16 protein-coding genes and 1 pseudogene are annotated in these 15,086 nt (G+C 33.6%); 4 read left to right on the forward strand and 13 right to left on the reverse strand.

Features of this window, described 5'->3' with window-relative positions; all coding sequences use genetic code 11:
- Positions 1-134: 134 nt before the first annotated feature.
- The 3 genes from RCJ96_RS09225 to RCJ96_RS09235 form a co-directional block, all read right to left on the reverse strand.
- Positions 135-287: a hypothetical protein gene (locus RCJ96_RS09225; protein WP_000394952.1), complete on the reverse strand. Its 153-nt coding sequence runs from the start codon at positions 285-287 to the stop codon at positions 135-137.
- 177 nt (positions 288-464) lie between these two features.
- On the reverse strand, positions 465-830 hold the full coding sequence (locus RCJ96_RS09230; RefSeq protein WP_416504242.1) for a VOC family protein: 366 nt from the start codon (positions 828-830) through the stop codon (positions 465-467).
- A gap of 59 nt (positions 831-889) precedes the next feature.
- Positions 890-1,792, reverse strand: a complete 903-nt coding sequence (locus RCJ96_RS09235; protein WP_061184615.1) for an AraC family transcriptional regulator — start codon at positions 1,790-1,792, stop codon at positions 890-892.
- 137 nt (positions 1,793-1,929) lie between these two features.
- Here RCJ96_RS09235 and RCJ96_RS09240 point away from each other — a divergent pair, with 137 nt between their 5' ends.
- Both RCJ96_RS09240 and RCJ96_RS09245 read left to right on the forward strand, forming a co-directional pair.
- Positions 1,930-2,415 (forward strand): RNA polymerase sigma factor, encoded by a 486-nt coding sequence (locus RCJ96_RS09240; protein WP_074609629.1) that lies wholly within the window; start codon positions 1,930-1,932, stop codon positions 2,413-2,415.
- 5 nt (positions 2,416-2,420) lie between these two features.
- Positions 2,421-3,539, forward strand: a complete 1,119-nt coding sequence (locus RCJ96_RS09245; protein WP_416504243.1) for an anti-sigma factor — start codon at positions 2,421-2,423, stop codon at positions 3,537-3,539.
- 40 nt (positions 3,540-3,579) lie between these two features.
- On the opposite strand, the gene RCJ96_RS09250 is transcribed toward RCJ96_RS09245, so the two are convergent.
- Positions 3,580-4,959: an MFS transporter gene (locus RCJ96_RS09250; RefSeq protein ID WP_242303929.1), complete on the reverse strand. Its 1,380-nt coding sequence runs from the start codon at positions 4,957-4,959 to the stop codon at positions 3,580-3,582.
- Positions 4,960-5,093: 134 nt separating this feature from the next.
- On the opposite strand from RCJ96_RS09250, the gene RCJ96_RS09255 reads away from it, so the two are divergent.
- Complete coding sequence (locus tag RCJ96_RS09255; RefSeq protein WP_242303930.1) at positions 5,094-5,426, forward strand: winged helix-turn-helix transcriptional regulator; 333 nt, start codon at positions 5,094-5,096, stop codon at positions 5,424-5,426.
- Between the two features lie 39 nt (positions 5,427-5,465).
- On the opposite strand, the gene RCJ96_RS09260 is transcribed toward RCJ96_RS09255, so the two are convergent.
- The 3 genes from RCJ96_RS09260 to RCJ96_RS09270 form a co-directional block, all read right to left on the reverse strand.
- Positions 5,466-6,383 carry an HD domain-containing protein gene (locus RCJ96_RS09260; protein ID WP_242304090.1) on the reverse strand — a complete coding sequence of 306 codons (918 nt, stop codon included), beginning with the start codon at positions 6,381-6,383 and terminating at the stop codon, positions 5,466-5,468.
- Positions 6,384-6,654: 271 nt separating this feature from the next.
- Positions 6,655-7,761, reverse strand: coding sequence for a metallophosphoesterase (locus RCJ96_RS09265; protein WP_048557257.1), 1,107 nt, complete (start codon positions 7,759-7,761; stop codon positions 6,655-6,657).
- A gap of 146 nt (positions 7,762-7,907) precedes the next feature.
- Complete coding sequence (locus tag RCJ96_RS09270; RefSeq protein WP_139302871.1) at positions 7,908-8,825, reverse strand: alpha/beta hydrolase; 918 nt, start codon at positions 8,823-8,825, stop codon at positions 7,908-7,910.
- 169 nt (positions 8,826-8,994) lie between these two features.
- Between RCJ96_RS09270 and RCJ96_RS09275 the strand changes: the two genes are divergently transcribed.
- On the forward strand, positions 8,995-9,540 hold the full coding sequence (locus RCJ96_RS09275; protein ID WP_074609634.1) for a TetR/AcrR family transcriptional regulator: 546 nt from the start codon (positions 8,995-8,997) through the stop codon (positions 9,538-9,540).
- A 49-nt stretch (positions 9,541-9,589) separates the two neighbouring features.
- Here RCJ96_RS09275 and RCJ96_RS09280 read toward each other — a convergent pair.
- From RCJ96_RS09280 to RCJ96_RS09305, 6 genes and pseudogenes are all read right to left on the reverse strand, one after another.
- Positions 9,590-9,941: pseudogene (locus tag RCJ96_RS09280) on the reverse strand (hypothetical protein); the annotation flags it as partial.
- Positions 9,942-10,150: 209 nt separating this feature from the next.
- Positions 10,151-11,155: an ABC transporter permease gene (locus RCJ96_RS09285; protein WP_139302873.1), complete on the reverse strand. Its 1,005-nt coding sequence runs from the start codon at positions 11,153-11,155 to the stop codon at positions 10,151-10,153.
- Position 11,156: 1 nt separating this feature from the next.
- Positions 11,157-12,035, reverse strand: a complete 879-nt coding sequence (locus RCJ96_RS09290; protein WP_074609636.1) for an ABC transporter permease subunit — start codon at positions 12,033-12,035, stop codon at positions 11,157-11,159.
- Between the two features lie 144 nt (positions 12,036-12,179).
- Positions 12,180-12,362 (reverse strand): hypothetical protein, encoded by a 183-nt coding sequence (locus tag RCJ96_RS09295; protein WP_074609638.1) that lies wholly within the window; start codon positions 12,360-12,362, stop codon positions 12,180-12,182.
- A gap of 5 nt (positions 12,363-12,367) precedes the next feature.
- Positions 12,368-12,958 carry a MauE/DoxX family redox-associated membrane protein gene (locus RCJ96_RS09300; protein WP_074609639.1) on the reverse strand — a complete coding sequence of 197 codons (591 nt, stop codon included), beginning with the start codon at positions 12,956-12,958 and terminating at the stop codon, positions 12,368-12,370.
- Entirely contained in the window at positions 12,955-14,760 is a 1,806-nt protein-coding gene (locus RCJ96_RS09305; protein ID WP_074609641.1) for an ABC transporter ATP-binding protein, read from the reverse strand. The genes RCJ96_RS09300 and RCJ96_RS09305 overlap by 4 nt, the downstream gene beginning before the upstream one ends.
- Positions 14,761-15,086: the final 326 nt, after the last annotated feature.

Genomic DNA, 15,086 nt, shown 5'->3' on the forward strand with positions numbered 1-15,086 from the left:
ACAAAGTAAAAATAAAACTATTAACAAATACATTTCTAAACTGTTATACTATAAATAGAAGTATAAACTAACTAAGTTTTGCATAAAATGAAGTAGACGAGGTGCTTCCAACACCCCGTCACTGCAACTAAAGCTTATTTGCGCTTAGAAGACTTCCCACGCTTCGCAGGCAGACGGGTGGTCTTCTTTTTGCGCTTTTTTGTCGTTAATTTCTTAAATCCCATCACTATACCTTCTCTAGCTATAGTTTTTGTGATTTCCAACAAAATTTGCAAAAGAAATTCCATACGATTACACCTCCTTTCTTCACCAAATGAAGAAAGGGCATAACCTTCCACCCGCAATATTTAATTGCTATTTTACCATTTTCAAATGTATTACAGATAAAGCAATACAAATTTAACAATCCACTCATAAAAAATAACCTTTCATAACTCACTATGAAAGGTCACTCCATATTTCAGCTATTTTCCTACCAATACAAGCACATTCTCATCAGGTGCTTCCATTACCGCAACGTGTCCTGATTCTGTTGGAAATGGTTCACGAATCCATTTAACATCTTCATTATCTTTTAAACTTTCATACGTTTGTTGCACATCTTCTACTAATACTTCGACTTCCATAAAATGAATATCCGGATGATTGCTTATTACTAACTCCGAACTTTTCTCATCTGGAAACTTCAATCCGATTAACGTCCAAATAACCCCTTCTTCTAGTTCTCTTTCTATAACCCAGTTTTGCTCCATTCCCATTTCTTTATAAAAAGAAACGGATTTTTCTATATCCTTCGTATGTATAGATACACATTCTAGTTTTTTGAACATATTCCCACTCTCCCTTTATAAAAAAGCGAACCATTTCTCAATGACTCGCTCTTACTCTATTATTTCTTCTTCACCGGTATCCAAAGCTCTACTTGAGCGAACTCACTTTTATCTTCGTGACAACGCTCATCGTATAATTCAAACTCTGTAACGCCGCAATGTTCGTATCCTGAATGCGGGAACCACTCTGAGAATACTGCATTCCATGTTTGGTGAATAGACGATACCATTTCTTCATGAGGAACTTTCGGCGTTGTAAATACCGCATATGTTGCTGCTGGGAACGTGCGCTTTGCAATTTCATTTGGTACATTTTCAAAGCCTGTAACTTCCATTCCGATAATATAAGTGAAGTCCCCTGTTTCTAAATTAAAATCAGTACATAATCCAAGCTCTACCCATTGGCTCGTATCTTTACGATTCGGAATTGTCGTTCCAAGATCTTTTTGTAAATATTCTTGCCAAAATGCTGGAATGTCTTGATGGTTCTTCCCTTCTTTACTTGTCGTCTTCAGTTCATAACCCGCCACTAAAAATTCCGGTTTATTTACAATACGATATTCCATTTGTATGCCTCCTAAATACGGATTTAATTTTCTTTGCTTTACATTCACGCTGTAATACATCGGTGTCTCTATTTCTTGCTTTCGATATTCACTCGGTGTCATTTGAAATAATTTTTTAAAGGCTCTCGTGAACGTTTCGTGAGATTGAAAGCCATGTTCAAATGCGATATCAATAATTTTTTCATCCGTATGAGAAAGTTGATAAGCTGCCCGGGCTAACCTCCTCTTCCGAACATACTCCATTACCGTATCACCTACTAACGCCTGGAATACACGATGAAAATGCGACTCAGAAAAACCTGCAATGCGAGCTAACTTACGCAGCGTCTGTTTTTCCATTACATCTTCCTCAATATAATCAATGGACCTTTGAATTTGTGTTTCATAGCTTTCCATCTCTGTTCACCCGCCTTATATGTATTATGATAAAAGAGAATCTTATCCAATTCTTGACGTTTTTTACTATAATTCCATAAAAAATTGTAACTTTTTTATATGTTTTTCGTTGTTATGTGTGAAGGGAGGGAAATGTAGTGAAACGTAAACAATCATTAGAAGAAATTTATTCAGAACATATGCAAGATTTATTTCGCTATCTTCTCTCCCTAACCGGAGATTCCCATTTTGCTGAAGATCTCATGCAAGAAACCTTTTACCGCATGCTCGTCCATATTGACTATTACAAAGGCGAAGAAATTAGACCGTGGTTATTTACAATTGCCTACAACGCCTTTATCGATTGGTATCGAAAAGAAAAAAGATATAAAACGACGACAATTACAGAATTCCATTTACCAAACGTGCCAAGTACAGAGCACTCTTATTTCATAAAACATGAGATTGCTAGTTGGTTAGAAGGTTTATCTTCTCTTCCGCTTGAAAGACGAAATGTTCTGTTACTACGAGATTACTATGGATTCTCTTATAAGGAAATAGCAGAGATGACCGGTCTCTCACTAGCGAAAGTGAAAATTGAATTGCACAGGGGACGAAAAGAAACGCAAAGCATAAAGGAGTGATACAGATGGGTTGTACGGCATTTAAAAAACTATGGGAGAAGTACGAAAACGGAACGCTCACGCATGATGAACAAGAACTGTTAGAAAATCATATTGAGACATGTGAAGAATGTGAAGCTTACTTAGATCAATTGCTTTCGAAGAGTGAACCAATAAAGAAAAAACTACCACCACAAAAACTGAAAGTCCTATTTTGGAAAATAAAATGGAAACAACGTTGGCAAACCGTTAGTTTTGTCCTTGCCGTTTGTATTGCAATCTATTTTGTCGGCCATTTTTCGTCTTCTCTTTACTTCTATAATATGAAAAAGTTAGTCGAAGTAGATGAAATCCCAGCACTCGCACTAGAAGCAACAATTCCAAATAGTCGTTCCACTGGAGGCAGTACAAAGATTAAACCCTTTTTCCGTACAGAAATTGAAATGAATTTAGTTAAAACGGTCGGTAAAAAAGAAATGCCAATTGGTACAGTAACAACGCGTAGCTTCTTATCATCTGTAACTGACACAAATCAATCATGGGCAAATAAACCCTATTCCAACAAACTTTCCTTTGTTCACCCAAAAATAAAGCAAGATGATCATTTGAAAGAAATCTCTAAAAAAGTTTGGAGTACACTCGGAAAGATACATGAGGGCACCGTTGCAGAAGTAGCGATATCTTTTGACAAACCTTACACTTTACAAGAATTAGCATCCATTCTATATAGCACATTTGAAGCACAAGAAATGCCGCCCACTCCTATATGGTACGCTTTAGACACAGGGCAAGAAAGAATAGATGAAGAAGATTTCATTCTACATGGCGGAGAGGTTATCGGATTTTCAGAACATATAAATCTCCCTGATAATGAAGCAAAACGACCGAAGACAAAAGAAGATGAAGTAATCGAAATGATGCGTATTCTTTCTACACATAAAGAAACTGTAAGTAAAACTACTCGGATTTCTGAAAAAGAGCTGAACTTAGATAAACGTTATGAGTATGTAAAAGATAACGGCGTAAAAGTATATGGCATTGTCATTACTGGGCCGTCGAAAGAATTGTTAAAATTACAAAACTCGCCTCACGTTCGTTATGCGACTCTTGGAGATATTGAGGTTTGGAATTGGTTTGATCAGTGATGTGAAAAAGTAGAGCATCACTCCTAGATGCTCTACTTTTTTATTCCCTCTCAACAAACTTCCAAACTAAAAATGCTGCACATAGATAGGAAAACCCAATAACTAAAAAGCTATAGCTTGCCCCTCTGTACCAAGTGGATGATTCATTTAAAATGATTCCCATAATTGCTATACCGACTAATGCACCAATTTGACGATTTACATTTAAAGTTGCTCCAGCCATATTCCCATTTTCACGACCAGCAGATTTCATTACAATTGTAGTCATGGCAGGTACTGCTATACCGATTCCAAGATTAACAACACTATAAATGATTGCAATTCCTATATAACTCACATTATTTACTAAAAGCATTAATAATAAAGAGCCTATACTAGCTATAAATAACGCTATGAATAGTAACGATTTTGAGCTAAACTTACTCACCATTTTTGCAAATAATATATTCCCTATAACAAATACGCTCATCATCGGCAATAGTTGTAATCCTGCTACAAATGGACTTGCTCCATATGCTTTTTGTAAAAAGAGTCCAAACATAAATATGCCGCCAAATAACGCAAAGTTTATTAGAAATCCAACTATATTCGCCGAGCTAAATGTCTTGTTTTGGAACAACACTCTTGGTACAACCGAGTTTTTTGATTTTCGTTCTGCATAAACAAAGAGAATAGTAGTTAATATCGTCCCCACTACTCCTCCTAAAATTTGAGACGAAGACCATCCGTAACTTGGCCCTTCAATTAGAGTAAACGCCAACAATGTTATTGCAATTATACCGATTAAATGATTCGCTACATTTATCTTCTCCTTTTTCGGTAAAACATTTGGAATAATTACAAAAGCCATTAAAATACCAATCATCCCGATTGGAAGATTTATAATAAAAATGCTTCGCCAACCAAATGTATTTACTAAAAGGCCACCAATAAAAGGGCCCGTACCAGAAGCAATAGAGACAATTGCGGACCATATCCCAAACATTTTAGCTCTCTTCTTTTCATCCGGAAACGATAATACTAATAAATTAAGTGAACTTGGCATAAATAAAGCCGCTCCAACACCTTGAATTATCCGCCCTATAACAAGAGCGTTCCCCGTTGTAGCAACCGTACATAAAAGAGAGGCGAACACAAAAATAATTAAACCAATTAAATATATTCTTTTTGCTCCAAATCGATTGGCCAGCGCCCCTCCAGCCAATAATAATGCTGCAAATGATAAAATATATCCGTCGACAATCCATGTCGAACTATACAATGTCAGTCCTAATGTTTCTTGAATATTCACTACCGCAACATTTACTACTGTTACGTCTAATGTTGCCATAATAAACCCCATCGCTAAAGCGATTAAAATGATAATACCTGATTTCTCTTTAGTTTGAACATATAAATTTCTACTAGCCACCCCACTCACTTACTTACTCCCCTTTCAAAAATTAGTAATTTACCTATATATTCCTTTAGGACTATAATAAATAAAGTACTTCATTTATAAAAGTACTGATTTTTATATAGTACCTATACTTTTATATAGTAAGGAGCGTTTATATGGAAAATATAAATGAAGAAATTTTATTAAAATGCCCCATTGAAAAAACAATGTCTGTAATAGGTGGCAAGTGGACTTTCTTAATTTTAAGAGATTTGTTTTATAGTCCTAAACGTTTTGCTGAGCTTGAAAGATGCCTAAACGGTATTAGCCCACGCACCCTATCTCTTCGCTTAAAAGAACTTGAACAAGAAAATATTATAAAGAGAAAAATCTATTCAACTATGCCACCTCACGTGGAATATTCACTAACAAAAAAAGGGGAAACACTCCGTCCTATTTTTGACGCGATGAAGGATTGGGGAAACGAGTGGAAAATATTAGATGAATAGAAAGAAGGTATCATCTTATGTGATGATACCTTCTTTCTGTTAATCCGAAATCACTTTCACATACATCCCTCTCACCGCTTTTTCATAAGCGACCTCACTCATCTTTCTTATGTTTTCTGACACAACAGACGAGTGAATAACTTCCCCTTCACGAAGTAACGGAGGATCAATAAGGCGTACTTTATTTTTCTGATATAAATCATAATCGCTTCTATCTTCTTTTACTTTTACATTCGGATGGACTTTGCTTACTAAAACATGTACTTCTGAATCATTACATTGCTGCAATTTCGAAATTAGCTCATCATCTTCAAGAAGAAAATCATCTGCATGAATAACCTTTTTGTGTAGAGCTAACTTTAGCGTTTTTGCTAACATGTCATTTCCATAAATATTCATTGGTTGCATAAAGAAATCGATGACTTCTTTGTAATACGTTTCTGTAAACCATTCAGCTATTTCGATATTTTGAAGGACCATTCTCCCCTCTACTGCGATAATATCCTCTAAAAATCTATGAACCTCTTCTAAAGAAATATATCCGTATGTATACATATCTCGTAACGTATAATCTACTCGGTCTGCACATAATTCTGGCGCTGACCTTTCCAGTAATGTCCACTTCGAATCATCTAACAAAATCTCTTCATAGTTATAACCATACTTTGAAAGAATCGCTGGAATTTCTGAATTTTTCACAACAGCACTAAATATTTCTTCATGATAACTTTCATTTTTGTTATCAAAAACATAATCAATCACATGAGAAAAAGCAGTATGCGATACGTCGTGCAGTAAACCAGCAATTTGTTCCTCTACTGAGCCACCGAGTTTCTTAATTAACAACATAACGCCAACTGAATGATCAAAGCGCGTTACATTCCATTCCTCATTTATTAAGTAGCTTGCGCCAGTTTGATGAATACCTTTTAACCTTTGCACAGACTTACTTACAATTAATTATTCTACTACTGGATCCACTTCAAATTCTCCGTATAGCACATCTGATATGATCACTTATAATCCCCCTTTATCTTATAATCGTAACTCTTTTATGAAATCGACACCAAAAATATTAAATTCATATATATTGATTTTAAATTATAAGTATTGTATATTATACATGTCTGTTATTTGTTTTAATTCATTTATTTTTATTGAGTGCTCCTTATATGGAGCCTTTTTTATTTGTAAAAATAGAGAGCCATTAGCTCTCTATTACATACACTTATTCAAACGTAACCTCCACCTGTACAATCTCCGACCTACTTCCAAGTCTTAATGGTGGCCCCCAAAATCCGAAACCAGAAGAAACAATCGCGTGGAATGCACCTTTTTGTGCGTATCCCCAGTCTAGTTCGTACATTCTTCTCGTTACAATATGATTCGGTGCCATTTGTCCGCGGTGCGTGTGACCAGATAATAGTAAATCTACGCCAGCATCCGCTGCTTGTTTCAACTCAAATGGTTGGTGATCCATTGCGATAACTGGCATGGATTTATCTACTGTACTCATAAGTTTTTCAAAGCTTTGGCGATCTCGCTCTGTTTTATCTCTTCTTCCAACGAGATAAAACTGATCTTCAATTGTAATCACTTCATCTAAAAGAATGCGAATATCAATTTTATCCATCTCTTGTAAAAATTCAGGAACTGCTCGCCCGTAATATTCGTGGTTTCCTAACACACCATATACGCCTAGTGGAGCTGTCATTTGTTTCATAATATGTCCCATATTTTTTTGAATGAAAACACCTGGATGATCATCGATAATATCACCTGGCAATAAAATAATATCCGGCTCCATTTCATTTACATGACGAACAAGCCTTTTCAAATGCGAAACGCCAGATAATTTACCGAAATGCATATCAGAAGCCATCGCAATGCGTAAGCTTTTACGTCCCTCTACTTTTTTCGGAATGTGCACCTCATACTTTCTTACTACCGGGCTATATGCATTAAATACTCCGTACGCAAAGATAAAAATAAATGCAGCTAACACAGCTGCCCCTGTCCAAATAATTGCCGCTTCTTTCTCTACTACAAACTGTAAAAGAAAGACTGTAATATTAGCTAACGGCAATAACATAAGCGCGTATTGTATAACCGCAAACCAAATCGAACCTATCGTTCGTAGAAATGGCAAAAACTTAAACACTTGCACGAGAATGTACGCATACGAAATGAAGCCAACAACGAAAGCGTAATATCCCCAAGACTCCCAGCCAAATACGGCATGAAGCCAAACCCAGCCGTTCCAGCCTATGTAGAGCATAAGTAGTGTGTATATAATTAATATCGTAAATATATTGAGATAACGAAGATTCTTCACAACTAGCCTCCTTATTCATTTCTTCTATTATATCTTGTTATGCACTTATAGCGTAAATATTAAGCACTTCAATCTTCACAATAAAAACCCCTAATTGCTAGACGCAAATCTAACAATTAGAGGTGCAATTCAAAACAACATTCCTTTTACAGATTTTCGTTATAGAAACTTGTTAATTTTTCAACTGCAATTTTTACTGGTTCTGGTTGATCATATAAATCGTAGTGACTCGCGCCTTCCACAACAAGTAAGTCTTTCTTCTCTGAAGCTGCTTTCTCATAAAGCTCATGACCATCTTTATAAGAACCGAATGCACCTTGCTTGCTACCGACAATAATTTGCAGCGGCTGCGTTAATAACGTATCTGCTAAATGGAACGCATCAAAACCAATTACCGATCCCATACTCGTAAAGTTTAACTTATTTGGCGAGTTCACACTTTGACCTCGCGGCGTTGTGTAATACTCAACTGCTTCTACAATATCTATATCCGTCATACCTGCTTCCGCTAACTCTTCCTGATTTTTAGGAATCCAATTTGTAATCATTACCTCTGCTCCGCATGCTTCAGCAGTACGTTGTTTACCAATTGCCTCTAACACACCAATCGGGTTAGACTCACGATTTAAACGACCGATATTTGCACCAACAACTGTACCAACCGCTTTAATGCGGCGCTCTGTCATCGCAGCATTTACCGCATAACCACCGCCTGCACAAACACCTAACACACCGATACGTTCTTCATCTATATAAGGTAGAGTCGTTACATAATCTACTGCTGAGCGAATATCCTCAACTCGCGCAGCTGGCTCTTCCATATATCTCGGTGCACCTTCACTTTCCCCTTGATACGATGCATCAAACGCAAGTGTTACATACCCTTGTTCTGCTAACTTTTCCGCATACAATCCTGCTGTTTGATCTTTACAGCTACTACCTGGATGCACACAAACAATCGCTGGATTTTGTTTCTTTTCCTCAGCATCTTCAGGAATGTTCAAAATACCTGCAACTTGTAAACCTCTTGCATAAAATCTTACATTTTTCTTCGTAACTGCCATATATAAAACCACCCTTATCTCATTTTTAATATTACACTTGTGAGAGTTATTACTCACGTGTATATTTATAATAAAATGAGTAGCACCTTGTTTCAATGACCACATTTACGCATTTAGGTCATAATACACACATACAGAAATATGTGTATCAACAACGGAGGAACACCATATGAAGAAAATCGATCGAAGAATTATAAAATCACAAAACGCCATTCAATCGGCATTTATAGAGATGTTAATTACAGATGGTTTTGACGAAATTACAGTAAAAAACATTACCGAAAAAGCAAACATCGGGCGAAAAACTTTTTACTTACACTATCTAGATAAGTACAATTTATTAGATAAAATTGTGGACGATCATTTAGAACAATTAAAAGAAATATGCTATGAGAAACAAAACAAAGGGTTTATAGAAGGAACGATCATATGGTTTGAATACTTCAAAGAACACAAACCATTTTTCGCGGCGTTATTTAAAAGTAACAGCACATTATCGTTTCAAAAAAAGTTATTAACTTTCATCATGGGTGAAATAGAGAAAAAGTTAAACACAAACACATCAATAAATAAAAACATCGATAAACACATCATTTTAAAATTTTTAGGAACGGCTGTAATGGGCATTTTGGAATCTTACGTGTTAGACGAAATTGATAGTGATGTTGCGTTTGTTGCGACGCAAGTTGGGGAGTTGATGAAGAGGAATATATAACGGTTATGAAAAAGCGCACCCAGATTGTTGAGTGCGCTTTTTTATCATCTCATATATTAATTGTATCAACATAATACAGCCTATCATCCATCTGAAAATACATAACAGATCCGAGGCTATAATAAGCAACAAATTGAATCGGTTCTCCTAGTTCATTACGAAGATTCACATCATGCACATGATTATTATTTAAATCATAAACAACCAACTTTTTATCTTGCGTAATAAATACTACTTTGTCCTGAGCAACCGCAAAACTTTCCGACCGTATTTCCTTAATTACATTTATTTCATTCCAAGACATATGAAATTTTTTTATCTTTCATTTGAACTAAAGGAAATTCTGAATAATAGAGCCAAACGTCTCCATCTAGCACATTTATTGCATAACAATCAGCTATATAAGATATTTATAAAAAAGAAAAGCCGATATCAGCTCTTCTTTCTACAAATTATTTTTCATTTAATTTTCACCATTCATTTCCTCTGCTGTCCCAGGTTAAAATTCTTTTAGTTTTTTTCAATATCTCTAGTTTTTTCTTCATATAAATATCCCTTTTTACTAAAAAAGATGTTTTACACCCACCTATAGGAATATATTGCTCCAATGCTATTTGTCATCATAGAGTGTAAATGAATTAGCGGGGAATTGTTGTGTAAAATTAGAAGTATTGAGTTGTTCTATTGGTTCTTGAGATGTTTGTTTCATGTGTCGTTTTTCAAATGCTAATTGTATCCTTTGTAGCATAATATGTGCTGTAATAATAGTCAGGATGAAAAATGTAATAGGAACCATTGGAATCCAAGGTTGAACAGAGAGGGAACGAAAATAGAGACCAATTAAACCTGACCATTCATTGCTAACTGACTCAGCTTCATTTCCGTAGAAAAGAATTGTACCACCAAAAAATAATTCTAAAATACCAAAATGAGAGAAAATGATTAAAGTTTGTACAAATTGTTGCATCATGACAATGATTAGAATAGGAAATATATTTGGAAATATGTGTTTTATAGCGAGATGAAATTTGCTTCCTCCTAATATTGTAGCAGCTTCTATAAATTCTTCATTCAGTATCTTTTTTGTCTCTTTTGCAAAATAAAATATAAGAACGGGTAAAGCGAGAATGACTAATACTATGATTTCAAAGGATGCTCGTTCAAAGAAAGAGGGAACTGGAGACCCGTTTTGAAAACGCAATACTGTATCAAGAATAAAGTAACCAATGAGGGTCATTGGAACAACTGTAAAACAATCAAAGAGAGCTTCAAGTGTCTTAAAAATTTTTCTTACATAAAAAGCGAAGAATAATCCAATTGCTAACCCGATAAATGTTCGTAGAAATGCTATTAATAACGATATACCAATGGTCCATTTCGCTCCATCTACTACTCTATGTAATAAATCATATCCCTTCATATCCGTACCTAACAGAAAAGTGAAAGAAGGAGGAAATGGTGCCGCGTGTACATTACCACTTTCATCATATAGAATCGATGTTTGGCGAACTTTCCCATCAAAGAATATGGAATTTCCAATGCTTGCTATGATTAATAGAAGCAAAAAGGATATACAAATTATGAAATACTTATCTCTTTTTAAATGGGCCCACATGTTAAGATTCTCCTTTCAGTTCATCAGGTATGAAAATATTGAAAAGCTTAAAGACAATAAAGATAGGAATGTAAATTAAAAACAATGTAACACAAAATATTTCAGGTGCTGGTTCTAATTCGGTATTATACGTTTTTAAAAATGTGAAAATACCTTGAACATTGAGTAAGTATTCAATAATGTATAAATTAGATAACATATACCAAATATTTGTTTTTGAGAAGTAGAGAGTACTTAAAAAGACGTTTCTTAGAACGTGACGATTGAGAATATAAAACGTGTCAAATCCTTTGGCGCGTGCTAGCAAGGTATAATCTTTTTGTAATTCATTTTCAAAACGTAGCAAGAGTAGCTTATTAAACATAAGAATAGTTGGAAAACTTAAGCAAATAATTGGAAATAGTAAGATTGAGTTGTCTTTTGTGCCAGCTATATTTGCGATTAAAAAGTTGGTCTGTTTATAAATCCAAACGACAAGTAATTGGAGACATAAAATAATAAAAATATCGGGAATTGCTTCTAATAGTAAAAAAAATGATTTTATTCTTTCTCTTTTTTTTACAGGGAGTAGCAACAAGGCATAAACAGTCATAAAAGAAATTAATACGGAAATAAAAAGAGCAGCTAAAAAGATAATAATCGTGTTTCCATATTGAATTAGAATTTGAGGAAATAGGGGTTTTGCAAATTTCGTGTAAGTTAATGGATCCCATCCTATTAATTTAGAGGTGACGTCCGTAAGTGTGTGCAGGTAATTGTTAAAGTCAATCTTCATCCCAATAAATAAGTGCGGTAATGTGCCGATAAATATAATAATAATAAACGATAAGAATAGGTGGAACGGTATCGTTAAATATGTTTGTGCAAAATTTTTTTTCATGTTAGCCTAACCTTTCCTATAAAGTGAAGCTACCATTAGTAGAGATTCTCTACTGACGGTAGCCTAATGAACTAGTTTTTACAACAAATTCAGGAAAAAGAAACACTTCATATACTTGTATTGAAAGGAAAAAAATTTTATTTATTAGCTTTTCATTAACTCTTCTTTGTTTATCTCCATATTTGTCTTAGCAGAATTTTTAAATTCGATTATATTTACTTGATTTTGGAATTTATTCAAGAAGTCTGTTACTAACCTAATTAACAAAAAGAAAATAATCATTTGGATAATCATGCAAGTCCAAAGTAAATAATCCGTCCAGTTCATATCTTTCACTCCTTTATTTGTTTTGTAAGATATAAAAAATGATTCATACTACGATAAATTGTGAATGTTGAGTTTAAAATTGCTATTAATAAAACTAAGAATGTTGATAAAAGTATAGAGAAGATTCCATTATGATTGAAAATTAGTGATATATCCTTTTCATATATAAGGAGAGATTGCAAGCTGAAAAAATCTGTTTCATTTTTAATAAGGAAAATAATTAATCCTACTAAAAAAATATTACGAAACACTAAAGTCCAAGATAAGTTATGATCTCCTACAATTCCACCACATCCGCAAGAAATATTGGTTCTCTTCCTATATAAATTAACAATGATTCCTATTGTATACATAATTAATAAAAGTAAAAGTATAGCGCCTACCCAAAACTGTAATAATCCTAGAATGAGTGAAATGGAACAAATTAACGCAAGGCTTACTTCCATCCTAGAAAAGAATTTTATGAATTTTTTTGGGAGGATTTTATATTCCCCTACAATGACAACGTGTTTGCTAAAATGTAATAGTTTACTAATAGAGGACGATAGAAAAAGAGTACCTATTAATATCCTTAAAATTAAGATAATTTCATTCATATTAAAACCTCATCAAGTTTATTTTGATATAGAGTTGCTTGGGTTGTGTATAATTCATAGTATTTCCCTTTTTTTAGAAAAAGCTCTTCATGAGTACCGAACTCAACTAATTCACCATTGTCTAATACAACAATTTTATCTGCTAATTTAGCTGCAGACATTTTATGAGAAATCATAATTGTAGTTTTCTGGTTAGTCAGTAATTCAAATTTATCAAAAATTTCTCTTTCTGAAATAGGATCTAACGCAGCAGTTGGCTCATCTAGAATCATGATATTACCATTTTTAAATAACGATCGAGATATTGCTAATTTTTGCCATTGACCTCCTGAGAGCTCTTCCCCCTCTTGTAAAAATCTCCCTAATGGAGTGTTGTATGCATTCGGGAATAGTTGGATATCTTCATGGATTCCTGACTGCATAGCTACATTTTTTAGTTTTTCATCATTATTTATTTCGGAAACATTACCAAGGGCGATATTTTCTCTTATGGTTAAATGGTACTGAATAAAATCTTGAAACATTACTGTCGTGTGCTCTCTTAAAGAATGTAATTGAATTTTGTTAATAGGTATATTATCAAAATATATATTTCCAGATGTAAGTGGATATAGTCCAAGCAGGCATTTTATTAATGTAGTTTTTCCAGATCCATTATGACCGACTATTGCTATCTTTTCATTAGGTAATATAGAAAAAGATACATTTTGTAAAATTTTATTTTTATTATTAGGGTATGAGAAAGATACATTTTCAAAGCGTATGCCATATTGTAAAACACTAGGAAATGGTACTTGTTCATCGGTATTTATTTCATCCTCATCTAGTGAATCGATATAATGAAAATAGTCATATATATATAATACATCCTCATATAATTGAGCCAAATTAGCTGAAATGTTATGTAATGCATTTTGTGTATTATGTACTGCTTGTCCTATAGAAACGAAGTCACCAATTTTAACAGCAGATTTTTTAATGAGCCAAATAATAATTCCGGCCGAACCACAATATGAAAGAGCTACTAGCAACTCCAAAAATATTTCCGCTTTACTTTTGGTTTTTAAGAAATTTAAAGAATAACTCATATTTTTATTATATTTTTTTTCCCATCTTTGTATGAAGTACGTATGTAGGTTAAAAATTCTAATTTCCTTAATCGTATCTTTTTGCATTAACAAGTTCTCTATATAATTTGTCTCCCTTAAGAGGGGAGTAGTTTTTTTTGTGAGTTCAAATCCTTGTTTACCAAGATATGATTTTATGAAAAGAGCTGGAAAAAAGGTAATACTAGCAACTACAGCTAAACTCCAATGAATAGAGAGTAAAAAAATAATTAAAGATGAAATGGTTATTAAAGATTGTGCAATTAAAAATAAATTGTTAATTGGTGATAGTAGACGTCTACCAGTATTTGATTTTATTCGATTGGTATAGTTATAAAAATCAGGATTATCAAAATATGAATACGGTATTTTAAATGTCTTATAAGCAATTTCTTCAGTTAAAAATTTAGTGAGCTTAAAGCGCATATTTTCGTCAATATAATACTGGAATTGTTTAATGATAGTTTCAATTAATAATAGCAAAAATTGTAGTACAAGCAGAGTAATAGCTAATGTATAATTTTTATTTTCACTTGTAATGATGGTAGATACATTGTTAACAAGTTCTTTTGTAGTCCATATTGTAGCCACAGGTAACATCCCTAAAATAATCATGAATATGCTAGAAAAGCAAAACCAAATCTTATTGAGTTTCCAAATTAGTTTAATAGTTCTTAGTATGTAAGTAATGAACATATAAAAAACCCTCACTTTTTTTCTTTTAGAGGAAATTGTCAGATATTGGAGAGAACTTAGTAATAGTAGCTTCAGAATTTATACGTATAAATGTCGGGAAAACAAATATTTGTAATTGTTTTTTTTGAATCTCAGATAAAGGAAATACCGGAATCTTACAATGCGCTGGAATACTATTATTAAATTGACTGTATAAATCTGGGGTTTCGGAATATAAATATATTATTAGGTTATGTGATTTGTGCTTATTTTTATGAATAATTTCATTTAATTTTTCATGGCATATTTTACATGATGCGGCCATTAACAAGATAATAGATTCATCA

Source organism: Bacillus sp. BSL6 (assembly GCF_052928345.1).